At 62.4% G+C, this 21,357-nt stretch carries 26 protein-coding genes; 5 read left to right on the top strand and 21 right to left on the bottom strand.

The genetic code is table 11. The annotated features are described in order from the left end of the window. Positions 1–38: 38 nt before the first annotated feature. On the bottom strand, positions 39–584 hold the full coding sequence (locus tag AC1ROB_RS21500; protein WP_492973023.1) for a ubiquinol-cytochrome C chaperone family protein: 546 nt from the start codon (positions 582–584) through the stop codon (positions 39–41). A gap of 99 nt (positions 585–683) precedes the next feature. On the opposite strand from AC1ROB_RS21500, the gene AC1ROB_RS21495 reads away from it, so the two are divergent. Continuing rightward, positions 684–1,157, top strand: a complete 474-nt coding sequence (locus AC1ROB_RS21495; RefSeq protein WP_492973024.1) for an outer membrane protein assembly factor BamE — start codon at positions 684–686, stop codon at positions 1,155–1,157. Here AC1ROB_RS21495 and cobT read toward each other — a convergent pair. Beyond that, complete coding sequence (gene cobT / locus AC1ROB_RS21490) at positions 1,154–2,176, bottom strand: nicotinate-nucleotide--dimethylbenzimidazole phosphoribosyltransferase (protein WP_492973025.1); 1,023 nt, start codon at positions 2,174–2,176, stop codon at positions 1,154–1,156. The genes AC1ROB_RS21495 and cobT overlap by 4 nt on opposite strands. A 78-nt stretch (positions 2,177–2,254) precedes the next feature. Between cobT and cobS the strand changes: the two genes are divergently transcribed. Continuing rightward, complete coding sequence (gene cobS, locus AC1ROB_RS21485; RefSeq protein ID WP_492973026.1) at positions 2,255–3,106, top strand: adenosylcobinamide-GDP ribazoletransferase; 852 nt, start codon at positions 2,255–2,257, stop codon at positions 3,104–3,106. Between the two features lie 60 nt (positions 3,107–3,166). Here the strand turns inward: cobS and AC1ROB_RS21480 are convergent, their stop codons facing one another. From AC1ROB_RS21480 to AC1ROB_RS21390, 19 genes are all read right to left on the bottom strand, one after another. After that, positions 3,167–5,251 carry a sodium-translocating pyrophosphatase gene (locus AC1ROB_RS21480; RefSeq protein ID WP_492973027.1) on the bottom strand — a complete coding sequence of 695 codons (2,085 nt, stop codon included), beginning with the start codon at positions 5,249–5,251 and terminating at the stop codon, positions 3,167–3,169. Between the two features lie 175 nt (positions 5,252–5,426). Then, entirely contained in the window at positions 5,427–6,626 is a 1,200-nt protein-coding gene (locus tag AC1ROB_RS21475; RefSeq protein WP_492973028.1) for an MFS transporter, read from the bottom strand. A 25-nt stretch (positions 6,627–6,651) separates the two neighbouring features. After that, positions 6,652–7,122 carry a hypothetical protein gene (locus AC1ROB_RS21470; protein ID WP_492973029.1) on the bottom strand — a complete coding sequence of 157 codons (471 nt, stop codon included), beginning with the start codon at positions 7,120–7,122 and terminating at the stop codon, positions 6,652–6,654. Between the two features lie 26 nt (positions 7,123–7,148). Beyond that, positions 7,149–8,144, bottom strand: coding sequence for a thiamine-phosphate kinase (thiL, locus tag AC1ROB_RS21465; RefSeq protein ID WP_492973030.1), 996 nt, complete (start codon positions 8,142–8,144; stop codon positions 7,149–7,151). Positions 8,145–8,151: 7 nt separating this feature from the next. Next, a complete protein-coding gene (gene nusB / locus AC1ROB_RS21460) occupies positions 8,152–8,646 on the bottom strand; it encodes a transcription antitermination factor NusB (RefSeq protein WP_492973031.1) in 495 nt (164 codons plus the stop codon). Further along, positions 8,643–9,191 carry a 6,7-dimethyl-8-ribityllumazine synthase gene (locus AC1ROB_RS21455; protein WP_492973032.1) on the bottom strand — a complete coding sequence of 183 codons (549 nt, stop codon included), beginning with the start codon at positions 9,189–9,191 and terminating at the stop codon, positions 8,643–8,645. The genes nusB and AC1ROB_RS21455 overlap by 4 nt, the downstream gene beginning before the upstream one ends. A gap of 2 nt (positions 9,192–9,193) precedes the next feature. Then, positions 9,194–10,315 (bottom strand): 3,4-dihydroxy-2-butanone-4-phosphate synthase, encoded by a 1,122-nt coding sequence (gene ribB / locus AC1ROB_RS21450; RefSeq protein ID WP_492973033.1) that lies wholly within the window; start codon positions 10,313–10,315, stop codon positions 9,194–9,196. Between the two features lie 5 nt (positions 10,316–10,320). Further along, positions 10,321–10,917 carry a riboflavin synthase gene (locus AC1ROB_RS21445; RefSeq protein ID WP_492973034.1) on the bottom strand — a complete coding sequence of 199 codons (597 nt, stop codon included), beginning with the start codon at positions 10,915–10,917 and terminating at the stop codon, positions 10,321–10,323. A 9-nt stretch (positions 10,918–10,926) separates the two neighbouring features. Beyond that, a complete protein-coding gene (gene ribD / locus AC1ROB_RS21440) occupies positions 10,927–12,045 on the bottom strand; it encodes a bifunctional diaminohydroxyphosphoribosylaminopyrimidine deaminase/5-amino-6-(5-phosphoribosylamino)uracil reductase RibD (RefSeq protein ID WP_492973035.1) in 1,119 nt (372 codons plus the stop codon). Further along, a complete protein-coding gene (nrdR, locus tag AC1ROB_RS21435; protein ID WP_492973036.1) occupies positions 12,038–12,505 on the bottom strand; it encodes a transcriptional regulator NrdR in 468 nt (155 codons plus the stop codon). The genes ribD and nrdR overlap by 8 nt, the downstream gene beginning before the upstream one ends. Before the next feature lie 32 nt (positions 12,506–12,537). Then, positions 12,538–13,836 (bottom strand): serine hydroxymethyltransferase, encoded by a 1,299-nt coding sequence (glyA, locus tag AC1ROB_RS21430; RefSeq protein ID WP_492973037.1) that lies wholly within the window; start codon positions 13,834–13,836, stop codon positions 12,538–12,540. 35 nt (positions 13,837–13,871) lie between these two features. Continuing rightward, the gene (rpiB, locus tag AC1ROB_RS21425; RefSeq protein WP_492973038.1) at positions 13,872–14,315 is read right to left on the bottom strand and encodes a ribose 5-phosphate isomerase B; all 444 of its coding nucleotides are present in this window, start codon (positions 14,313–14,315) and stop codon (positions 13,872–13,874) included. Positions 14,316–14,508: 193 nt separating this feature from the next. Further along, positions 14,509–15,609, bottom strand: coding sequence for a branched-chain amino acid ABC transporter substrate-binding protein (locus AC1ROB_RS21420; RefSeq protein WP_492973039.1), 1,101 nt, complete (start codon positions 15,607–15,609; stop codon positions 14,509–14,511). Positions 15,610–15,677: 68 nt separating this feature from the next. Then, positions 15,678–16,031 carry a DUF6867 family protein gene (locus AC1ROB_RS21415; RefSeq protein ID WP_492973040.1) on the bottom strand — a complete coding sequence of 118 codons (354 nt, stop codon included), beginning with the start codon at positions 16,029–16,031 and terminating at the stop codon, positions 15,678–15,680. Then, positions 16,031–16,738: an ABC transporter ATP-binding protein gene (locus AC1ROB_RS21410; RefSeq protein WP_492973041.1), complete on the bottom strand. Its 708-nt coding sequence runs from the start codon at positions 16,736–16,738 to the stop codon at positions 16,031–16,033. Before AC1ROB_RS21410 ends, AC1ROB_RS21415 begins: the two co-directional genes overlap by 1 nt. Then, entirely contained in the window at positions 16,738–17,562 is an 825-nt protein-coding gene (locus AC1ROB_RS21405; RefSeq protein ID WP_492973042.1) for an ABC transporter ATP-binding protein, read from the bottom strand. The genes AC1ROB_RS21410 and AC1ROB_RS21405 overlap by 1 nt, the downstream gene beginning before the upstream one ends. Beyond that, on the bottom strand, positions 17,559–18,842 hold the full coding sequence (livM, locus tag AC1ROB_RS21400) for a high-affinity branched-chain amino acid ABC transporter permease LivM (RefSeq protein ID WP_492973043.1): 1,284 nt from the start codon (positions 18,840–18,842) through the stop codon (positions 17,559–17,561). Before livM ends, AC1ROB_RS21405 begins: the two co-directional genes overlap by 4 nt. A 1-nt stretch (position 18,843) precedes the next feature. Then, on the bottom strand, positions 18,844–19,758 hold the full coding sequence (locus AC1ROB_RS21395; protein ID WP_492973044.1) for an ABC transporter permease subunit: 915 nt from the start codon (positions 19,756–19,758) through the stop codon (positions 18,844–18,846). After that, entirely contained in the window at positions 19,758–19,973 is a 216-nt protein-coding gene (locus AC1ROB_RS21390) for a DUF6898 family protein (protein WP_492973045.1), read from the bottom strand. Before AC1ROB_RS21390 ends, AC1ROB_RS21395 begins: the two co-directional genes overlap by 1 nt. A gap of 188 nt (positions 19,974–20,161) precedes the next feature. Between AC1ROB_RS21390 and AC1ROB_RS21385 the strand changes: the two genes are divergently transcribed. The 3 genes from AC1ROB_RS21385 to AC1ROB_RS21375 all read left to right on the top strand — a co-directional run bounded on the left by AC1ROB_RS21385 (position 20,162) and on the right by AC1ROB_RS21375 (position 21,349). Continuing rightward, positions 20,162–20,560, top strand: a complete 399-nt coding sequence (locus tag AC1ROB_RS21385) for a RidA family protein (RefSeq protein WP_492973047.1) — start codon at positions 20,162–20,164, stop codon at positions 20,558–20,560. Between the two features lie 112 nt (positions 20,561–20,672). After that, positions 20,673–20,864, top strand: a complete 192-nt coding sequence (locus tag AC1ROB_RS21380; protein WP_492973048.1) for a hypothetical protein — start codon at positions 20,673–20,675, stop codon at positions 20,862–20,864. Further along, entirely contained in the window at positions 20,864–21,349 is a 486-nt protein-coding gene (locus AC1ROB_RS21375) for a PRC-barrel domain-containing protein (RefSeq protein ID WP_492973050.1), read from the top strand. Before AC1ROB_RS21380 ends, AC1ROB_RS21375 begins: the two co-directional genes overlap by 1 nt. The last annotated feature ends 8 nt before the right edge of the window (positions 21,350–21,357 follow it).

Here is a 21,357-nt window from a genome sequence, read left to right as displayed (position 1 = left end):
GGCCAGTCGGTCAACTGCCCGTTAAGCATTTGCCAAAGCTATATAATTTCTGGAAAAGCCGGCTTTCCGGAGAGAATCTCCGCGTCCGGCTGGGCGGTCAGGGCCCGATCGGCGCGGTAGAGATAATCGGCCATTGCCGCCATTGCGGCGGCCGGGGCCTGGACCGTGCCGTAGAGATTGCGGCCCAGTGCCTCGGCCAGCACCTGCCTGTCCTCGGCCGTGAGGCCGGTTTCATAGGCTTCCGCGCGGCCATAGAAGGCCTGCGCCATTTTCTTCACCCGCTTGCCCACGCCCAGGTCGCCGACCCCGATTTCACGGAGGTTGCTGTCCATATCGGCGAACAACAGGTCGAACAGCTGCTGGCTCAACCTCTGGGCGGCCGGATCGGCAATCCGCTTCAGCCGACGCATGGTGAGGAACGCATGCATGACGATCATGTCGAAGCGGCCATCCAGACTGTCGGGAACCGCATGGCGCAGGTAGAAGTCCGGCTGCCGCGCCTGCTGGACGATCTGCCGGTACAGGGCTATGGCCCCATCGCTGGCCGGGCTTTTGTTGAAGAATGAGATAAGTCGATTAAGCATCTGCACGCGCTTTGCAAATCACGGGGTGGGACCGCGGTCGTTTGCGTTTCGGGGCCGGTGAAGATAATATGCGGCCCGCGTTATAGCGAGTCTTCAGCCATGTCGATACGTCTTTACGGAACGGCCTTTGTCGCCCTGCTGCTCCTGGCAATCACGGCCTGCGCGCCGCGACAGGATTATCGCGGCACCGCCATCGACGAAGACAAGCTGAAGCTGGTCGCCGTAGGCACCAGCACGGAAGCGCAGGTTGGCGCCCTGCTCGGCTCGCCGTCCACGATCTCCACATTCCCCGACTGGGGCACCACCTACTATTACATCTCCAGCGAAACCGAGACGGTTGCCTTCCTTGCGCCGGAACTGATCGATCAGCAGGTGCTGGCGATTTCCTTCGACAAGGACAATCGCGTCAAAGAGATCAAGCGCTATGGCCTGAAGGACGGCAAGCAGATCGCCTTCGTCGATCGCGAAACGCCGACCCGCGGCAAGGAGATGACGTTCCTGGAGCAGCTGTTCGGCAATCTTGGCCGCTTCAATTCCAGTACGGCAGCGCCAACCTCGGGCGTCGGTCGCTAACGGCGACTGCTGACCTGGGCCTCGGCAAAGGTGGCCATGCCAGCGTGACAGGCAACCGCCGCTTTCAGAACGCCGAGCGCAACAGCCGCGCCCGATCCCTCACCCAACCGCATACCGAGATCGAGCAACGGCACCTGTCCCAGCACATTCAGCAGGCGGCGGTGGCCAGGCTCGGCCGAGACATGGCCGGCAAGGCAATGCGCCAGCCCCGCGTCGGATAAACGCCCCAGAACCGCCGCGGCAGCACCGACGACAAATCCGTCGAGCAGAACGGGTATTCCGCGCAGTCGTGCAGCAAGCAGCGCACCGAACAGGGCCGCCAATTCACGACCACCAACCCGACGCAGCGCTTCCAGCGGGTCTTGCAGCGCTTCACCATGGAATTTCAGCGCGGCATCAACGGCAGCAATCTTGTGCACAAGCGCCGGGCCGGTGACGCCCGTGCCAGGTCCGACCCAGCTTGCCGCATCGCCACCATACAGCGCTGCAGCCAGAGCCGCTGCCACAGTGGTATTGCCGATCCCCATCTCACCGAGAATCAACAGATCGGCTTCGGCAGCAGACGCAGCCTCGACGCCACGGTTGATCGCCCGCAGGCAATCCGCCTCGCTCATCGCCGGCGCTATGGTGAAGTCGGCCGTCGGATTTTCAAGATCCAGGGCCGTCACCGACAGACTCGCGCCATGGAGTTTGGCCAGCTGATTGATCGCCGCGCCGCCGTTTTCGAAATTGGCAACCATCTGCACGGTGACATCGGCGGGATAGGCCGAGACGCCGCGGGCGGCCACCCCATGATTGCCAGCGAAGATCAGAATGCGCACCTGCTCAAGCCGGGGCGTACTGCAACGCTGCCAGCCCGCCAGATGCAGGATGCAGTCCTCCAGCCGCGCCAGCGCGCCGGCAGGCTTGGTCAACTCCGCGTCCCGCTGCCGCGCAACGGATACGGCCGTCGCATCGGGCAACGGCAGGTTCTGCACAACAGCGCGGATGGCCGCAAAGTCCCGGAATGATTCGGTCATGGTTTTGTCAGCCTGGCCCCGCTTCGCGTCCTGTTGCCTGCGTGCTATAAGCCACGAAACTCTTAATCGCAACGAACCATGTCTGATCCAGACCCCGCCGCCCCGTCTCAACAACCCAGCAGCCGCCAGCGCTGGTTCGGCGACCTCAGGCTCGCCCTGATGCTGCTCACCCGGCTGCCCATGCCACGCGGCAGTCAGCCGATGGGGACGGATGTCGCACGCGCGGCCTGGATCTTTCCCCTGGTGGGAGTCCTGGTCGGCCTGGGCGGTGGCGTCATCTTCCTGATCGCCAACCGGCTCAGCCTTGGCATCGCCAGTGCCGCCCTGCTGGCGATCGCCTGGCAGGTGCTGGTCACCGGTGCCCTTCACGAAGATGGCCTGGCCGACACGGCCGACGGTTTCGGCGGCGGCCGCGACCGCAACCATAAACTGGCGATCATGCGCGACAGTCGCATCGGCACTTACGGCGTCGTGGCCTTGCTGCTGGCCTTCGGCCTGCGCTTCACAGCGCTGCAGGAGCTGGCGACCAACCTGCTGTCGGTAACCGACGAGATGGACGAGACCGTCAGCCATACCAGTGCCATTATCATTGCACTGGTTACGGCAGGCGCGGTGTCCCGGGCAGCCATGGCCTTTGTCTGGTATGCACTGCCGGCGGCCCGCAGCGATGGACTGGCTGCAACCAGCGGTACCGTCCCGCTGCCGTCGGTGCTGGTTGCCACGGCGATCTCGGCCGCACTGGCCGTCATCCTGCTGCCGGGTTTTGCCTTTGCCTTCGTGCTGGGCGCCGCCACCCTGCTGGCGCTGGGCATCGCCCTGCTGGCCTGGCGCCAGATCGGCGGCCATACCGGCGATGTACTCGGGGCCACGCAGCAGGTGACCGAGATCGCTGCCCTGCTGGCGATCAGCGCCGTCGCGATGACGGTCTGACGCGGACAAAAAAAAGGCCGGGTTGCCCCGGCCTTTCTCCTTACCTGTCCGATGTTGCGATCAGCTATGCGCCAGGATGGCGAGCAACAGAAGCGCAACGATGTTGGTGATCTTGATCAGCGGATTGACCGCCGGACCGGCCGTATCCTTGTAGGGGTCGCCGACGGTGTCGCCGGTCACGGCTGCCTTGTGGGCATCCGAACCTTTGCCACCATGATGGCCTTCCTCAATGTACTTCTTGGCATTGTCCCAAGCACCGCCGCCTGCCGTCATCGAGATGGCAACGAAGATACCTGTTACGATCACACCCAGCAGCATGGCACCGACAGCGGCAAAGGCCGCGGCCTGGCCGGCAATCAGGTTGATGATGAAGTACAGCACGATCGGGCTGAGCACCGGCAGCAGGCTGGGCACGATCATTTCCTTGATCGCTGCCTTGGTCAGCAGGTCGACAGCCTTGGAGTAATCAGGCTTCGCCGTGCCTTCCATGATGCCGGGGATTTCCTTGAACTGACGCCGCACTTCCACGACGACCGAACCGGCCGCACGGCCGACCGCCGTCATGCCCATGGCGCCGAACAGATACGGCAGCAAACCGCCGATCAGCAGGCCAACCACGACATACGGGTTGCTCAGGGAGAAGTCGATTGTCACACCCTTGAAGAAGTATTTCAGATCTTCGGTGTAACAGGCGAACAGCACCAGCGAGCCGAAACCGGCCGAACCGATGGCATAGCCCTTGGTCACGGCCTTGGTGGTGTTGCCGACCGCATCGAGTGCATCAGTGGTCTTGCGGACATCCTTCGGAAGATCCGACATTTCGGCAATGCCACCGGCATTGTCGGTCACCGGACCATAGGCATCCAACGCCACAACCATACCGGCCAGGGCCAGCATGGTCGTCACCGCGATGGCAATGCCGAACAGGCCTGCCAGCATGTGGGTGGTGATGATGCCGACGACGATGAACAGCGCCGGCGCAGCCGTCGCCTCCATCGAGATGGCCAGCCCCTGGATCACGTTGGTGCCGTGACCCGTGGTCGAAGCCTGCGCGACGCTACGCACCGGACGGAACTCCGTACTGGTGTAGTATTCGGTCGCCCAGACGATGGCTGCCGTCACCAGCAAGCCAATGATGCCGCACCAGAACAGGCTCATACCGGTAAAGGTTGCCGTACCCGCCGTCATCGTCGTCTTCATGCCCAGCATGTAATCGGTGATCGGCCAGAGCGCGATCGCCGACAGAACACCGGTGACGATCAGGCCCTTGTACAGCGCGCCCATGATATTCTGGCTGCTGCCGAGGCGGACAAAGTACGTCCCGATCACCGAGGTGATGATGCAGGCGCCTGCGATCACCAGCGGATAGGCCATGACCTTTGCCATCAGGGCGGCATCGGCGGCGAAGTAGATCGACGCGAGCACCATGGTGGCGACGATGGTCACCGCATAGGTCTCGAACAGATCGGCAGCCATGCCGGCGCAGTCGCCGACATTGTCGCCCACGTTGTCGGCGATCACCGCCGGATTGCGCGGGTCATCTTCCGGGATACCGGCCTCGACCTTGCCGACGAGGTCGGCGCCGACATCGGCGCCCTTGGTGAAGATGCCGCCACCCAGGCGGGCGAAGATCGAGATCAGCGACGAGCCGAAGCCGAGCGCCACCAGGGCGTCGACCATCTCACGAACCGGCGCGCCCATCTTCAGCAGCACGACGTAGTAGATCGCGACGCCGAGCAGCGCGAGACCCACCACCAGCATGCCGGTGACGGCGCCGGACTTGAAGGCGATGCTCAGCGCATGCTCCATGCCCTTGCGCGCGCCTTCGGCCGTGCGCACGTTGGCGCGGACCGATACGTTCATGCCGATATAGCCTGCGGCGCCCGACAGCACGGCGCCGATGATAAAGCCGATGGCGACCTTCAGGCCCAGCGTGAAGGCCAGGATGATTGCAACCACGATGCCGACAATGCCAATGGTGCGATACTGCCGATTGAGGTAGGCGGATGCGCCTTCCTGGATCGCCGCAGCAATTTCCTGCATGCGCGCATTGCCTGCAGATTCAGCCAGCACCGACCGTGAGGTCCAGATGCCGTACAACAACGCCAAACCGCCGCAGGCGATGGCGAACCACAACTCCGTCATGAGCGTTTCCCTTCGTTCCTCAGATTATGTAATCGAGACTTACCCGACCGGGCAGTGCGGCCCGACGGGGTACTGCGACTGCTACCATTATTGGCCCCAGACTCGTGGCGGGGCAGACCGGATTCGTTATGCCAGAGAAGCGCTTAGGGCGCAATAAGACATATGTTTCCGCAGGTTATGCCGGCAGGCTGGCGCGGCGCTTCTGCAGCATCAGCCAGATGGCGGCCAGGGCGGCCATCAGAACGAACGGCAGGGCCGACAGGGGCACGAAGTCCCAGCCCCAGTGATACAGCAGTTTGCCCGACCCCAGGGAGGCCAGGGCGACCGTACCGAAGACCAGAAAGTCGTTGAGCGCCTGGGTCTTGTTGCGCTCGGCCGGACGGTAGACCTCGGTCAGCAGGGCGGTGCCACCGATATACATGAAATTCCAGCCCACCCCAAGCAACAGCAGGGCCAGCTGGAAATGCAGGACCTCGACGCCGCTGAGAGCGATGGCGATGCAGATCACATTGAGCACGGCCCCGGTGATGATGATCCGCAGGGCGCCGAAGCGGGCGATCAGATTGCCGGTGAAGAAACTAGGGAAGAACATGCCGAAGACATGCCACTGGATCACGGTGGCGGCCGCGGCGAAGGGATGCGCGCAAATCTGCATGGCCAGCGGTGTTGCGGTCATCAGCAGGTTCATCACGCCATAGCCGAACATGCCGGCCAGAGCCGCCACCACAAAGGTCGGCTGGCGTATGATTTCGGCCAGCGGGCGCCCCTCTTCCCGGATCTCGTTCACGGTCGGCGCCGGGATATTCACCGTCGTCAGGATGGCGAGAACGAAGACCGGCAGAATGGCCGCGGCCAGATACGAAGCGAGAAACAGATGGGGCGACAGCAATTCGCGGGTATGCTTGGCGATCTCCGGCCCCAGGAACGCCGCCACCAGGCCGCCGACCATGACCCAGGATATCGCCCGGCTTTTCATCGCCTGCGGCGCGATATCGGCGGCGGCGAAACGATACAGCTGCACAAAGGCGCTGGACCCGCCAAAAATGAAGGTGCCCAGGCAGAAGGTCCAGAAATGGGCCGAATAGAGGCCATAGGCTGCAATCAGCGAGCCAATGATGCCGATCAGACAGCCGATCATGAAACCCTGCCGGCGCCCTATCCGACGCATCAGCAGCGAAGCCGGAATGGTGGCTGCTGCCGTGCCGCCCACCACGAAGGTGACAGGCAGGGTGGCCAGCGCCTTGTCTTCGACCAGCATATGGCCGACCAGCCCGCCCAGCGTGACCTGCAGCGTCACAGCCGAATTGGCCAGAGCCATACAGGCGGCAAGAATGAAGACGTTCCGCTTGGCAGCGGCCGGCGAGAGAGTGTTCATGAGGAGGCGGACGGGCCGATTCTACTTATTTCAGCTGGCCAATAATATTCAGAAGCAGGACCTGCGTCACCACGCCCTTGCCAAAAACTTCTTCTGTCGGCGTGCGCAGGCGGTCGCGGATATCGAACAGGTCCTTGGCCGTGAACCGCGACGGCACCTCAACCGGATCGCCTTTCAGCAGTTCGCGGATATAGCGATCCCGCAGCAGGTGCATCCTGTCATTGACCAGCGGCACATTATCCGGCGGCACCTCCAGATGCAGGATCACCATGATCTCGCGCGGCTTCTGGCCTTCGGGATGCACATAGACGCTGAACGGCTCCAGGGGAATGAAGGCCGGGCGCTTGACCGGCGCCGGTGGCGGCGGATCGTTCGGATCGGCGGTCGACTCCTGCTGCGGCTTTGGCGCCAGCACCATGAAATAAACAGCCGCGCCGCCGCCAGCCAGAGTCAGCAGCACCACGACGGCGATAACAATCAGAGCAACCTTGCGCAAATGTCGCCTTCCAGTCGAATCCCCGTCTAGTCTACCCCAGTCCCGAAATGCTGGAAGCCGCCTTGAGCGAGCGTCAGCGGGTGCCCATCCGGGCCCAGCACCGTCACCCCTGCCCCGGCCGTCATGGAGCCGATACGGGTAACCGCCAGTCCGGCTGCCCGGGACAGGCTGCGAATCTGATCTGCGCGGGCCGGCGGCGCCGTAAACAGCAATTCATAGTCGTCGCCACCCGTCAGCACCACCGACAGCAGGTCGGGGTCGTCCAGCACCGCCTGCTTCGTCGCCAGCGACAACGGCACCGCAGCGGCCTCGATCACCGCCTGCAGACCGCTGGCCGCGGCAATATGGCCGGTATCCTGCACAAGGCCGTCGGAGACATCCATGGCAGCATGAACCAGCCCGCGCATGCTCTGGCCGAAAGCGACGCGCGGTGCCGGCAGATGCAGACGGGAATCGAACACCATCATTGCGGCGGATGAAAACAGCCGGTGATTCAGCTTCACTTCCAGGCCGAGCGCGGCATCGCCAATGCTGCCCGTGACATACAGATCATCGCCGGCCTGCGCGCCGCCACGGCGGATCATGCTGCCAGCCGGCAGATGTCCGAAGGCCGTCACGCTCAGCAGGATGCCGCCAGGACTGCGCACGGTGTCGCCGCCATGCAGCACGATGCCGAATATCTTCTGCTCTTGCGCGAGGCCGGCAACGAAGGAGGACAGCCAGGCTTCGTCCACAGCCGGCAGCCCCAGCACCAGCTGATAACCGAGCGGGGCAGCCCCCTTGGCGGCCAGATCGGAGAGATTTACCCGCAACAGCTTACGCGCGATCCGTTCGGCCCCGTCCCGGGCCAGAAAATGAATGCCTTCGACCATGGCATCGCTGGTCACGACCAGTTCCGCACCTTCGGGCACGGCGATCGTGGCGGCATCATCTGTCAGGTTGAAGCTGCCGGCGGCGCCACGGCTCAGGGGTGCCAGATACCGGGCAATCAGATCGAATTCGCCGAGGCCCGGCCCGGCCATGCTCGCCTCAGGCCGGGAATTCGCCGGGGCGCAGTTTGCGCGCCACGGCATCGATCACGCCGTTGGCCAGCTTGATCTCGCGTGGACCGAAGAAGGCGCGCACGATACCGATATACTCGTCGATCACGGTGGCAGCAGGAACATCGATACGCGCCAGAATTTCATAGGCCGCACAGCGCAGCGCATCGCGCAGAATGGCTTCCATGCGGTCGAGAGCATCGGCGCGCGGCATGGCGTCCTTGATAATGCCATCGATTTCATCGCCGCGCCGCGATACGCCACGCACGATTTCGGAAAACCAGTCGGCATCCGCCTCGCGCATCTGCACGCCTTCGATCTCTTCGGACTGGCGATGCGTTTTGAAGTCGACGATCACCGCTTCCGGATTGCCGCCGCCGAACTCGATCTCGTAGAGGGCCTGCACCGCGAACAGTCGCGCGACCGACCGGCGTCCGGCAGGTCGGTCGTTGCGTGTTCCCCGGCGCTGCCCGCCCTCGCTCATACCGAGAACAGCTGCTTCAGGCCGATCATGGCGACCGCCGCCAGCGCGGCCTGGCCACCCTTGTCCTGACGATCCTTGCGGGCGCGATCCCAGGCCTGCTCTTCGTTTTCAACCGTGATGATGCCATTGCCGATGCAGAGCTGATGCTCGATGGCGAGCTGCTGCAGGCCCCGGGCGCTTTCATTGACGACCACGTCGAAATGCGCGGTCTCGCCACGGATGACACAGCCCAGCGCCACGTAACCGTCATAGGCGCGTTCGCCCTTGCGGTTCATGGCGAAGCGGATCGCTGCCGGCAGTTCCAGTGCACCCGGGACATCGATCCGGTCGTATTCGAAATCAGAGGCCTCGATGATTGCCTTGGCGCCCTCGAACAGGGCATCGGCAATATCCTCATAGAAGCGCGCCTCGACGATCAAAACCCGCGGCTTGCGGATTTCAAGCGTCAGGTCCCCCATCATCTGGGTCTTGCTCTTCGAGAAGGTCTGCGTCTTGGCAGACTTCTTCTTCACTGCCTTTTTCGCAGCCGGCTTACGCGCCACCATATTCAGATCTCCCTGCCAGTCTTGATGCGGCGGGTTTCGACAACCGAGAGGCCGTAACCTTCCAGTCCGACAATGGTGCGTTCCGTATTGGATAGAACGATCATGTCTTTCACCCCCAGATCGATCAGGATCTGTGCCCCGATGCCATAATCCCGGAGTTGCGCTGAATTTTCAACTGCTTCCCCCATCTTCTGGCGAACCTTGTCGGACAGAGCCGTCGGCCGGGGTTCGCGGATCAGCACCACCACACCACGATCCGCCTCGCCGATCATCTGCATGGCGCCATGCAGCAGCCCCGAGCGGGCACCATGATCGCCAAGCACGTCTTCCAGCACATTCATGGCATGCATGCGCACGAGGACCGGCTTGCCATCGCTGACATCGCCTTTCACCAGGGCAATATGCTCGGCATATTCCACCCGGTTGCGATAGACCAGCATGCGGAACTTGCCGCCCCAGACACTGTCGATCTCGCCCTCGACCACCTTCTGGATCAGGTTGTCATGGCGGCGACGATAGGCGATCAGATCGGCGATGGTCCCGATCTTCAGATTGTGGTGCTGGGCGAACGAGACCAGATCCGGCAGGCGCGCCATGGTGCCGTCGTCATTCATGATCTCGCAGATCACGCCCGAAGGATTGAGGCCGGCTAGCCGGGCGATATCGACGCCGGCTTCGGTATGGCCGGCGCGCACCAGCGTACCGCCATCCCGCGCCATCAGCGGGAAGATGTGACCCGGTACAGCGATATCCTGGGGGCCCTTGCCGGGATCAATGGCAACCGCGATGGTCTGCGCACGGTCAGCCGCCGAGATGCCGGTGGTGACGCCCTCGCGCGCTTCAATAGAAACCGTGAAGGCCGTCTGATGTCGCGAGGCATTGTTCTGCGCCATCAGCGGCAGACCCAGCTGTTCGATGCGCTGGCGGGTCAGCGTCAGGCAGATCAGGCCACGGCCGTATTTGGCCATGAAGTTGATGGCGGCGGCGTCGGCCATTTCCGCCGGGATATAAAGATCGCCTTCGTTCTCGCGATCCTCCTCATCGACCAGGATCACCATGCGGCCCTGGCGGGCCTCTTCAATGATGTCTTCCGAAGAGGCGATATAGCGCTTGATATCGTCCATGCTGTTCACGACGCCTTACCCCATTGCTGCAGTCGCGCCACGTAGCGCGCCAGCACATCGATTTCCAGATTGACCTTGTCGCCGGCTTTCAGCTTGCCAAGCGTGGTGACCTGCTGGGTATGCGGGATCAGGTTCACGCCGAAGACTGCCCCTTCGACGCCATTTACGGTCAGCGAGGCGCCGTCGATGGTGATCGAACCCTTCTCGGCGATGAAACCGGCCAGGCCATCCGGCGCCCGGAAATCGATGCGCAGGGACTCGCCTTCCGGCCGGACTGACGTGACATCGCCAACACCGTCGATATGGCCCGAGACGATGTGGCCGCCCAGTTCGTCACCGACTTTCAGGCTGCGTTCCAGATTTACCGGCGCACCATCGCGCCAGTTGCCCAGCGTGGTGCGCGACAGAGTTTCGGCCGACACATCCACGGCGAACCAGTCGGCTGCCTTCTGAACCACGGTCAGGCAGACACCGGCGCAGGCAATCGAGGCCCCGATGGCGATCGTGCCGGTGTCGTAGACGGTGCGGATGCGGAAATGGGTATCGCCGCGGGTTTCGCGGGCGATGACGGTGCCGATATCGGTGATGATGCCAGTAAACATGACCCTGTTTTAGTTGGGGCGGACGAAGGTTTCCAGCAGGTCGTCACCCAGAATATCGGCCCGGACCCGCTGCCAGCGCGGCGCTTCCGCTACGGTATCGATGCCGAAACCGGCAATCGCCGGCAATCCGTCCCCGCCAATCACGCTGGGGGACCGGAACCAGATCATACGGTCGACCAGATCGGCCCGGATCAGGCTGGCAGCCAGCTTGCCGCCGCCTTCAACCAGGATGCGGGTAATCCCGCGCTCGCCCAGCATGGTCAGGGCCGGCGTCAGATCGGGAAAACCGGCGCTGTCGGCCGGGACAGCCAAGACGTCCACACCGCAATCCTCAAACGCTTCGCGACGGGTCGGATCGGCATCCTCGCGGGTCACGATCCAGGTCGGCACCTGCTTTGCCGTCGTCACCACCTTGGCGGTCAGGCTGAGCCGCAACCGGCCATCCAGGATGACACGAATACCGGGGCGCCTGGGCAGGCCCGGCAGCCGGCAGGTCAGATCCGGATCATCCTGCAGGGCGGTATTACTGCCGACCATGATGGCATCGTGCTGCGCCCGCAGCAGATGCGCGCGCATGCGCGCCACCGGACTGGTGATCCATTTGCTGTCGCCGCTATGCGTGCCAATCCGTCCATCCAGACTGACCGCCAGCTTCAGGGTCACGGCCGGCCGGCCGCGCTCGCGATGGATCAGGAAACCGGCATTGAGATCTGACGCGGCCTCGGCAAGACAGCCGACATCGACCTGGACTCCGGCCTCGCGCAGGGCGGCAATCCCGCGGCCGGCAACACGACTGTCGGGGTCTTCCAGCGCAGCGACGCAGCGCGCAATTCCGGCAGCGGACAATGCATCGGCGCAGGGTGGCGTGCGGCCATGATGGCTGCAGGGTTCAAGCGTGACGTAAGCGGTGGCCCTGCGCGCTGCGTCTCCGGCCTGCAGCAGAGCCTGAGTTTCAGCATGAGGCCGGCCGCCAACCTGCGTCCAGCCGCGTCCGACGATGCGGTCATCCTTAACCAGAACACAGCCGACCGCAGGGTTGGGCCAGGTATTGCCCAGCCCGCGCGCCGCCAGCCCCAGCGCGATGCGCATGTAGCGCTCGTCGCGGGCGGCGGCAGCCCTGTCAGTCATCGTCGCTGCCCGGTCCGGCGAGCGATCCGATGAATTCCTCGAAATCCTTGGCTTCGCGGAAGTTACGATAGACCGAGGCGAAGCGGACATAGGCGACCTTGTCCAGTGCCGCCAGGCCGTCCATCACCAGCTCGCCGATCATGTCCGACTTGATCTCGGTCTCTCCCGAGCTTTCCAGTCGACGGACAATGCCGTTGATCAGACGCTCGATGCGATCGGGATCGATCGGTCGCTTGCGGGTGGCGATCATGATCGAGCGAGCGAGCTTGTCGCGGTCAAACGGCGCCTTCAGTCCGTTCTTCTTGATCACAGTCAGCTCACGCAACTGAATGCGTTCGAATGTCGTGAAACGCGCACCGCAATTCGGGCAGAAGCGACGACGACGGATCGCCGAATTGTCTTCGGTCGGCCGTGAGTCCTTCACCTGGGTGTCGTCATTGCCGCAAAACGGACAACGCATTGTTCGGTTTCCCCCGCCCTAAACTGGCTTGATCAGTAGATCGGGAAGCGGGTGCAGAGCGCCGCCACCTTCTCAGCCACAGCCTTTTCCACATCGGAATTATCATTGGTCTGCTTGGCAAGGCCATCCAGCACATCGGCAATCAGGTTGCCGATCTGGCGAAATTCGGCCACACCGAAGCCACGCGTGGTGCCAGCCGGGCTGCCCACGCGGATACCTGACGTCACCGTCGGCTTCTCGGTGTCGAACGGCACGCCGTTCTTGTTGGTGGTGATCCGGGCTCGCTCCAGACTTTCGACGCAGACATTGCCCTTCAGGCCCTTCGACCGCAGGTCGATCAGCATCAGGTGATTATCGGTGCCGCCGGACACGAGGTCATAACCGCGCTCCTGCAGCGCCGACGCCATCGCCTTGGCGTTATCGACCACAGCCTGGGCATAGGACTTGAACTCCGGGGTCAGCGCTTCGCCGAAGGCCACGGCCTTGGCAGCGATCACATGCATCAGCGGGCCACCCTGCAGGCCCGGGAAAACGGCCGAGTTGATCTTCTTGGCCAGCGCCTCGTCATTGGTCAGCACCATGCCACCGCGCGGACCACGCAGGGTCTTATGCGTGGTGGTGGTGGCGAAATGCGCATGCGGGAACGGGCTCGGATGCGTGCCACCCGCGACCAGGCCGGCGAAATGCGCCATGTCGACCATGAACAGCGCGCCGATGCTGTCGGCGATTTCGCGGAAACGCACAAAGTCCCAGAAGCGCGGATAGGCGGAGCCGCCGGCGATGATCAGCTTCGGCTTGTGCTCCTGCGCCAGCCTGGCCACCTGGTCCATGTCGATGCGCTGGTCTTCCTTGCGCACGGTGTAGCTGACAACGTTGAACCACTTGCCGGACTGGTTGGCCGCGGCACCATGGGTGAGATGGCCGCCGGCGGCGAGGTCGAGACCCATGAAGGTGTCGCCCGGCTTCAGCACGGCCATGAACACGGCCTGGTTCGCCTGCGCGCCAGAATGCGGTTGCACATTGGCGAAGTTGCAGCCGAACAGCTGCTTGGCACGCTCAATGGCCAAGGTCTCGGCAACATCGACGAATTCGCAGCCGTTGTAATAACGCTTGCCCGGATAACCCTCGGCATACTTGTTGGTCATCACCGAGCCCTGCGCTTCGAGCACGGCACGGCTGACAATGTTCTCCGAGGCGATCAGCTCGATCTGTGTCTGCTGGCGCTCAAGCTCGTCAGTCACCGACTTGTAGAGGGCCTGATCGGCTTCCTGCAGGCTGCGCTGGAAAAAGCCGGCATGGGTGACGGTGGGCTTGGCGGCGGTGCTGGACATCGGCTTACTCCGGATTTCTGGGCGTCTGAATGGGATTAGGCAGCGGTACCGAGCTTGTCGACGCGGCGCTGGTGCCGGCCACCTTCGAAGCCGGTCTCAAGAAAAGCTTTCAGGCAATCGCGCGCTGTATCGGGGCCGATGAGGCGGGCGCCGAGCGCCAGAACATTCGCGTCGTTGTGCTGGCGCGACAGGCGCGCCATCAGGCTGTCGCTGCACAGGGCGGCACGACAGCCGGGAATACGGTTGGCGGCAATCGAGATGCCGATACCACTGCCACAGACGGCAATCCCGAACTGGGCCTGGCCCCCGGCGACGGTCTCGCCCAGCTTACGGCCGAAATCGGGATAATCGACACTGTCGGAGGAATTGGTGCCGAGGTCGAGCACACCATAACCCTGGGCCTTCAGCTCATCGCGCAGCAGGTTTTTCAATTCAAAACCGGCATGATCGGCGGCAAGAGCGACCGTGGGCTTGGACATGGGCAGCACACCTCGGGGAAGACGGGCCGGACCCTACAATATCCGGTGGCTGGTGCCAACCCTACCACCAAGGGAAATGCTTAAGCTGCCGGCGGGATTAGGCCGGCGCAAACGAGAACAAATACTGAATTTCCGGCAAAAAAGAAGCCCGGCACTCGCGCGCCGGGCCCTCCTGCCTCTCAAATGAAGAGGCTCAGTTCACGTAGTCGTAGGAGCCGTTCTTCCAGACATAGACCTTGTAGGCCGGCGAGGTGGTGTCGCCCTTGGCGTCAAACGAGATTTCGTTCAGCACGGTGCTGAACTTGCCCGCCCGCATCGCCTTTTCGACGTCAGCCGTCTTCACCGACTTCGCCGTCGTGGACGCCTGGGCCCAGACCTGCACGGCAGCATAGGTGTACAGGGTGTAGCCTTCCGGGTCGTAGCCCTGCGCCTTGAACTTGTCGACCAGCGGCTTGGCCACCGGGTTCTTGCGCGGATCGGCGTCGAAGGTCATCAGCGAGCCCTCACCGGCCGGGCCCGAGATCGCCCAGAACTGCTTGTCGACCAGGGCGTCGCCACCCATGAGCGGGGCATTCAGGCCCTGCTCCTTGGCCTGACGCACGATCAGGCCGCCTTCCGGATGATAGCCACCGAGATAGATCAGCTCGACGCCGGCCTGCTTCATCTTCGAGATCAGGGCCGAGTAATCCTTTTCGCCGGGCGAGATCGCCTCATACATGGCTTCGGTCACGCCCTTGCTGTTCAGGCGCTTCTTGGTCTCGTCGGCCAGGCCTTTGCCGTAGGCGGTCTTGTCATGGATGATGGCAACCTTCTTGCCCTTGAACTTGTCCATGATGTAGTCGCCGGCGACGATACCCTGCTGGTCATCGCGGCCGCAGACGCGGAAGACGTTGGTGTACTTGCGCTCGGTGAAGGTCGGGTTGGTCGAGGCCGGGGTGATCTGCAGGATGCCCTCTTCCTTGTAGACATCCGAAGCCGGGATCGAAGAACCCGAGCAGAAATGGCCGATTACGACAGCGACCTTTTCCTGCGCCGCGCGGTTCGCAACCGCAACGGCCTGCTTCGGGTCGCACTGGTCATCGCCGATGACCAGTTGGATCTTCTGGCCATTGACACCACCGGCGGCGTTGAGATCGGCAACCGCCATCTCGGCGCCGCGCTTCATCTGTTCGCCGAAGCTGGCGAGCTGGCCGGTGATCGGGCCATTCAGCGCGATCTTGATCTGGGCCGAGGCGGCGCCGGCAAACATGCCGACCGCAGCAACAACAGCCAAACCAGTCATAAGTTTACGCATGATATCCTCTCCCTGTTTTGAAACGCTGGATGAAAGTCTAGATCAGTCCGGCGGGTCTGGGCAACAACCTAGGGTGTCCCCTGCTTTTCACGCCATCCGAGCAGGCCGGAACGCTCGTAAAGCCATGGATACTGGTGAACCATCAGGTCAACCTGGGTAAGCCGGTATCCCAGGCTTGCCAATGCCCAGACGACGGCCACGCCGACCAGATAGGGGATGACCGCCAGCAACTGCTCCTTGAACAGTGCAAAGGCCAAAAACCGGTTCGCCGCCCCCATGATCAGGCTGTAGGGCAAAATCTGCCAATAAGACCGCCAGGTGCTGGCGATCGCCTGCCCCATCATGAAGGCGCAACCGCCCACCAGGATAACGGTCAGGCCAAAAAAGACTGTGGGACTCTCGCCCAGGATAGCCGCCAGCATCAGTGGCCTCCTTCCAGATAGGCGGCGCGGATCTGTTCGTTGGCCAATAGGTCAGCACCACTGCCACTCATCGTGATGCGACCATTGACCAGCACATAGCCACGGTGTGCCAGCTTCAGCGCGTGATAAGCATTCTGCTCGACCAGCAACACGGTCATGCCGTCGCGATTGACGGCTTCGATAATGTTGAAAATCTGTTTCACCACCAGCGGCGCCAGGCCGAGCGAGGGTTCATCAAGCAACAGCAGTTGCGGCCGGCTCATCAGGGCTCGGCCGATGGCGAGCATCTGCTGTTCGCCGCCCGACAGCGTGCCGCCACGTTGTTCGCGGCGCTCCTTCAGGCGCGGGAATAATGCGAAGACGCGCTCGAGATCGCTGTTGAAGTATGTCGGGTCGCAGGCAACGGCACCCATCCGCAGATTTTCCAGCACGGTCATGCGCGGAAAAATGCGGCGGCCTTCCGGCGCATGCGCCAGACCACGCCGAACCAGCAGATGCGTCGCGATGCCCGTGATGTCTTCGCCAGCCATCAGCACAGAACCATGCCGGGGCTTCGGGTTGCCACAGAGGCTCATCAGCAAAGTCGACTTGCCGGCACCGTTGGCGCCGATCAGAGCGACGATCTCGCCCTTCCCCACTTCGATGTCCACGCCCTTCAGGGCATGCACCGCGCCGTAATAGGTGTGCAGGCCAGAGACTTTCAGCATCAGGCCGCTCCCTTGGCCGATGCCGCATCATCTTCCGGTTCGCCCAGATAGGCCCGGATCACGTTCGGATCGTTGCGTACCGCTTCCGGCGAGCCATCCGCGATCTTTTTGCCGTAATCCAGCACCACGACATGATCGGAAATCTGCATCACCACACTCATGTCATGCTCGATCAGCAGCACGCCGCATTTGTGTTCATCGCGGATGAAACGCAACAATGCATTCAGCTCTGCTGACTCCCGCGGGTTCAATCCGGCGGCCGGTTCGTCCAGACAGAGCAGCACCGGTTCCGTGCACATCGCCCGGGCAATCTCCAGGCGACGCTGACCGCCATAGGGCAGGCTGCCAGCCTCTTCATCCGCCATGGCCGTCAGGCTGGTGCGGTCCAGCCAGTAGCGCGCCTGATCGACGGCTGCTGCTTCGGCCTTCGCATAACCGGGCCAGCCCACAAGTCCGAGCAGCGTGAATCCCGAAGCGCGCATCAGCTTGTTGTGCTGGGCGACAATCAGGTTTTCCAGCACCGTCATCTTGGGGAACAGGCGGATATTCTGGAAGGTGCGGGCCACACGTGCCTTGCCGGCAATGTCATTGCCCGGCATGCGTTCCAGGTGAAACGGCGTGCCGTTATTGTTCAGCAGCAATCTGCCGATGGTGGGTTTATAGAAACCCGCGATGCAGTTGAACACCGTGGTCTTGCCGGCGCCGTTCGGCCCGATGATCGCTGTGATTTCCCCCGGCTTGGCATCGAAAGACACATCGTTGACGGCGATCAGACCGCCAAAGCGCATGGTCAGATGCTCGACCTTCAGGAGCGGCTCGCTCATGACTTTGCCTCCGCCCTGGACAGACGGATGGTCGGTTCACGATGCGACAGCAGGCCCTGCGGTCGCCAGACCATGATCAGCACCATGGCGGCGCCGAAGGCGAGCATGCGGAACAGCGAGAATTCACGGGCGATTTCCGGCAGCAAGGTCAGGAAAGCCGCCGCCAGGACAATGCCCGCCTGACTGCCCATACCACCCAGCACGACAATGGCCAGGATCACGGCAGACTCGATAAAGGTAAAACTTTCCGGGCTGATGAAGCCCTGGCGCGTGGCGAAGAAGCTGCCGGCAAAACCACCGAACATGGCGCCGATGGCAAAGGCGGTCAGCTTGGTATTGGTCGGGTTGATGCCCAGCGCCTTGCAGGCGATCTCATCCTCGCGCAACGCCTCCCAGGCGCGCCCGACCGGCAGTTTGCGGATGCGCATGGTGAACAGGTTGGTGATCAGCGCCAGCACCAGGATCACGTAGTAAAGAAAGATGATGCGGTGCACCGAGGCGAATTCCAGTCCGAATACCTCATGGAAGGCCTTCACGCCTTCGGGCGGGGAATTGGTGAAGGGAATGCCGAAGAAGGACGGGCGCTGAATGCCGCTGATGCCATTCGGGCCGCCGGTGACTGGCTGCCAGTTCAGCAGCACGATGCGGATGATCTCACCGAAGCCCAGCGTAACGATCGCCAGATAATCGCCGCGCAGGCGCAGCACCGGGAATCCAAGCACAACACCGAAGCTGGCGGCAAACAGACCGGCGAGCGGCAGGCTGGTCCAGAAGCTGAAACCGAAATGCTGCGACAGCAAGGCATAGGTATAGGCGCCCACCGCGTAGAAGGCGACATAGCCAAGATCCAGAAGACCTGCGAGACCGACAACGATGTTCAGGCCCCAGCCCAGCATCACATAGATCAGCACCACGGTTGCGAGGTCTACCACGGTGCGACTGGCAAATGGCAGGAACGGCAGGATAACCGCGAAACCGATCAGCACCGGCATCAGCCATTTATCGGCTTTGCGGCCAAGGTCGCTGAGCAGGGACTTGCGGGTGACTGCGTCTGCTGGCGCCAGCTCCTCGCGATAGCGCCGGCGCCAGTCAAGCGCATATCGCAACCCGAAACGGCCGATAAACACCGCGATGGCGGCATAGGCAATCCAGTCGAACCGAGTCTTGATGCCGAGCGGGCCGCCGGTATCGACGGTTTCAAAGCCAACCAGGGGCAGCGCGAGCACAGCCGCCACGAAGGCGGCCATCACGGCATCGCGCAGACGATCCACGATGCTCATGTCACACCTTCTCCACTTCCGGCCGGCCCAGAAGGCCGGTGGGACGGAAAATCAGCACCACGACCAGAATGCCAAAGACGGCAACATCCTTGTATTCGATGCTGAAATACGCAGACCAGAAGGCCTCGATCAGGCCGATCAGTAACCCGCCCAGCATGGCACCCGGCAGGCTGCCGATGCCGCCCAGCACGGCGGCGGTAAAGGCTTTCAATCCAGCCAGGAAGCCGATGTAGAAATCGACGACGCCGTAATAGAGCGAGACCATCACGCCGGCGACAGCCGCCAGTACCGCGCCCAGTACGAAGGTCAGTGAAATCGTGCGGTCGGTATTGACGCCCAGCAACCCAGCCATGGTGCGATCCTGCTCGCAGGCACGCTGGGCCCGGCCCAGCGGCGTGGCGGCAATCAGCCAGGAGAACCCGGCCATCAGGGCCAGCGTCAGCAGCACGATCATGATCTGCAGATAGCTCAGCGTGACCGAGAAGGTTTCGCCGCGCACCAGTTCGATGCCGCCACGCACCATGGGCTGCAAGGGCTTGATCTTGGCGCCCTGGGCAATCTGCACGTAATTCTGGAGGAAGATCGACATGCCGATCGCAGAGATCAGCGGCGCCAGACGCGACGAGCCGCGCAGTGGCCGGTAGGCGATGCGCTCCACGGTCCAGCCGTAAAGACCGGTAATGGCCATCGAGACAACGAGAACGACAACCAGGGCAAACGGGACCCAGGTAATTCCCACAAGGCCGAGGATCGAGAAGCTGATGACCGCGATGAAAGCACCGATCATATAAATTTCGCCATGGGCGAAATTGATCATGCCGATGATGCCGTAGACCATCGTATAGCCGATGGCAATCAGCGCGTAGACCGCACCCAGCGTGATACCGTTGATCAGCTGTTGAAGAAAATACTCCATTAGCCCCCGTTGTCGCCCTGCTGTTTGTTCAGCATGTAGCGCAGCTTCTGCGCCGCCAATCGCGCGAGTTCATGCTGCGACAGACGGGGGTCGCCAACCATGGACACTTCCATGCCGGTTGCCGGATCAATCGCAATCACCTGCAGTGCCGCCCCGATGCGACGGAATTCGACGATTACGTCTTCCCCGCCACCGCTCCCTGTCGCGTGTGACATGACTCGTTGTTACCACCGCTTCACAAGCCGGCTCAAGAGTTATGCAACTTCCATCTGTTCATTCGAATCATGCTGCGTCGCCCACGGCTTTGCGGAAATATAATTTCCTGCCTGCAAGTCTGCCCTTGCTCGCGCCGGCAATTTATTTTATATATAAAATAAAATCACCGACGCACCGAAGGCGTGGCATGAAAACTCTCAATCCGGCGGAATGGGCAAAGCCCAAAGGTTACGCCAATGGCATCGCCGCTCAGGGCACGACGATTTTTGTCGCCGGTCAGATCGGCTGGACAGCCGACGCCCGGTTCGAGAGTGACGACCTTGTCGATCAGACCGGGCAGGCCCTGCGCAATATCGTTCGTGTACTGGCAGAAGCCGGGGCCCGGCCGGAGCATATCGTCCGTCTGACCTGGTATGTGGTCGATAAGCGCGACTACATGGCCCGCAATGCCGAACTAGGCGCCGTCTACCGCGAGATTCTGGGCCGTCACTATCCGGCAATGACGCTTGTGCAGGTGGCTGCCCTGCTGGAAGACCGCGCCAAAGTCGAAATCGAAGCCACTGCCGTTCTGCCTGTTACAGGCTGAGTATTCTCACAGTTATATCGCAGGGCCGGCCGGGAACCGCATCCCGGCATTAACGTTTGGTTTACGAATGACCGCCTGACTGACGGACGGTCATCTCCCGAGGGAGAGAACCATGCGTGAAGCCATCCTGATCCTGTTCGCCGCCTGTATCGCCGCCCTGCCTTTTGTCGCCTTCAACGAATGGTTCCAGACAGCCCCGCGCCATCAGGCCGCAAGTCTCTGGAGCGATGATCTGCGCCAGACCGGTGGCGCCTACAGCATGCCGAAAGCCATGCCGGTCAGTGTGACCGCGGAACGGCGCTGATGCGCTACACCCTCGCCGCCATCGCCGCTCTGCTGATCATTCAGCCGGTTATCGGTCAGGCCCAGCCTGCGCCCAAGCAGGAAGAACCCGCTTCGCGTCAGCCCCGGGCCGCAGTGCCTGGCCCGAATGCCGAACCGGGTATTCCCGCCGGTGAAAAATCCAAGAGCCCTGATTTCTCCGCTGAAGAGCATATGCCACGGCTGAGCAGCGATCAGGTCGTTGCCATTGGCACCAGACTGCGCAACGAAAACGGCGAGGCAATCGGCACAGTCGAAAACCTTGTGATCGACCGGGACGGCCGCGTGGTTGCCCTGGTCATCGGCGTCGACAAGCTGTTGGGACTCGCCGAAGACAAAGTTGAGATCGAGTGGAAGCAGGTACGTTTCGAGCGTAAAGACGCCGACGCATATTTCATTACTGCGCTCAGCAAGGATGAACTCCGCAGCCAGGCGAAATTCACCCCGCCAAAACGGCAGGCAAGCTGATCCCCCGC

This window comes from Ferrovibrio sp. GW821-FHT12F09 (genome assembly GCF_058806775.1).
The sequence above is the reverse complement of the archived record's forward strand: the minus strand, read 5'-3'. Positions and strand labels throughout refer to the sequence as shown.

Coding starts and splice junctions, on each gene's coding strand:
- ribB (WP_492973033.1), bottom strand. CDS start 10,315: ATGGACGATATCAAGCGCTATATCGCCTCTTCGGAAGACATCATTGAA.
- AC1ROB_RS21495 (WP_492973024.1), top strand. CDS start 684: ATGTCGATACGTCTTTACGGAACGGCCTTTGTCGCCCTGCTGCTCCTG.
- AC1ROB_RS21390 (WP_492973045.1), bottom strand. CDS start 19,973: ATGTCACACGCGACAGGGAGCGGTGGCGGGGAAGACGTAATCGTCGAA.
- glyA (WP_492973037.1), bottom strand. CDS start 13,836: ATGTCCAGCACCGCCGCCAAGCCCACCGTCACCCATGCCGGCTTTTTC.
- ribD (WP_492973035.1), bottom strand. CDS start 12,045: ATGACTGACAGGGCTGCCGCCGCCCGCGACGAGCGCTACATGCGCATC.
- AC1ROB_RS21500 (WP_492973023.1), bottom strand. CDS start 584: ATGCTTAATCGACTTATCTCATTCTTCAACAAAAGCCCGGCCAGCGAT.
- nrdR (WP_492973036.1), bottom strand. CDS start 12,505: ATGCGTTGTCCGTTTTGCGGCAATGACGACACCCAGGTGAAGGACTCA.
- thiL (WP_492973030.1), bottom strand. CDS start 8,144: ATGGCCGGGCCGGGCCTCGGCGAATTCGATCTGATTGCCCGGTATCTG.
- AC1ROB_RS21415 (WP_492973040.1), bottom strand. CDS start 16,031: ATGCTGGCGGCTATCCTGGGCGAGAGTCCCACAGTCTTTTTTGGCCTG.
- nusB (WP_492973031.1), bottom strand. CDS start 8,646: ATGAGCGAGGGCGGGCAGCGCCGGGGAACACGCAACGACCGACCTGCC.
- AC1ROB_RS21445 (WP_492973034.1), bottom strand. CDS start 10,917: ATGTTTACTGGCATCATCACCGATATCGGCACCGTCATCGCCCGCGAA.
- AC1ROB_RS21475 (WP_492973028.1), bottom strand. CDS start 6,626: ATGAACACTCTCTCGCCGGCCGCTGCCAAGCGGAACGTCTTCATTCTT.
- cobT (WP_492973025.1), bottom strand. CDS start 2,176: ATGACCGAATCATTCCGGGACTTTGCGGCCATCCGCGCTGTTGTGCAG.
- AC1ROB_RS21385 (WP_492973047.1), top strand. CDS start 20,162: ATGAAAACTCTCAATCCGGCGGAATGGGCAAAGCCCAAAGGTTACGCC.
- livM (WP_492973043.1), bottom strand. CDS start 18,842: ATGAGCATCGTGGATCGTCTGCGCGATGCCGTGATGGCCGCCTTCGTG.
- AC1ROB_RS21395 (WP_492973044.1), bottom strand. CDS start 19,758: ATGGAGTATTTTCTTCAACAGCTGATCAACGGTATCACGCTGGGTGCG.
- cobS (WP_492973026.1), top strand. CDS start 2,255: ATGTCTGATCCAGACCCCGCCGCCCCGTCTCAACAACCCAGCAGCCGC.
- AC1ROB_RS21420 (WP_492973039.1), bottom strand. CDS start 15,609: ATGCGTAAACTTATGACTGGTTTGGCTGTTGTTGCTGCGGTCGGCATG.
- AC1ROB_RS21455 (WP_492973032.1), bottom strand. CDS start 9,191: ATGGTGGCGCGTAAGCCGGCTGCGAAAAAGGCAGTGAAGAAGAAGTCT.
- AC1ROB_RS21480 (WP_492973027.1), bottom strand. CDS start 5,251: ATGACGGAGTTGTGGTTCGCCATCGCCTGCGGCGGTTTGGCGTTGTTG.
- rpiB (WP_492973038.1), bottom strand. CDS start 14,315: ATGTCCAAGCCCACGGTCGCTCTTGCCGCCGATCATGCCGGTTTTGAA.
- AC1ROB_RS21410 (WP_492973041.1), bottom strand. CDS start 16,738: ATGCTGAAAGTCTCTGGCCTGCACACCTATTACGGCGCGGTGCATGCC.
- AC1ROB_RS21380 (WP_492973048.1), top strand. CDS start 20,673: ATGCGTGAAGCCATCCTGATCCTGTTCGCCGCCTGTATCGCCGCCCTG.
- AC1ROB_RS21405 (WP_492973042.1), bottom strand. CDS start 17,562: ATGAGCGAGCCGCTCCTGAAGGTCGAGCATCTGACCATGCGCTTTGGC.
- AC1ROB_RS21375 (WP_492973050.1), top strand. CDS start 20,864: ATGCGCTACACCCTCGCCGCCATCGCCGCTCTGCTGATCATTCAGCCG.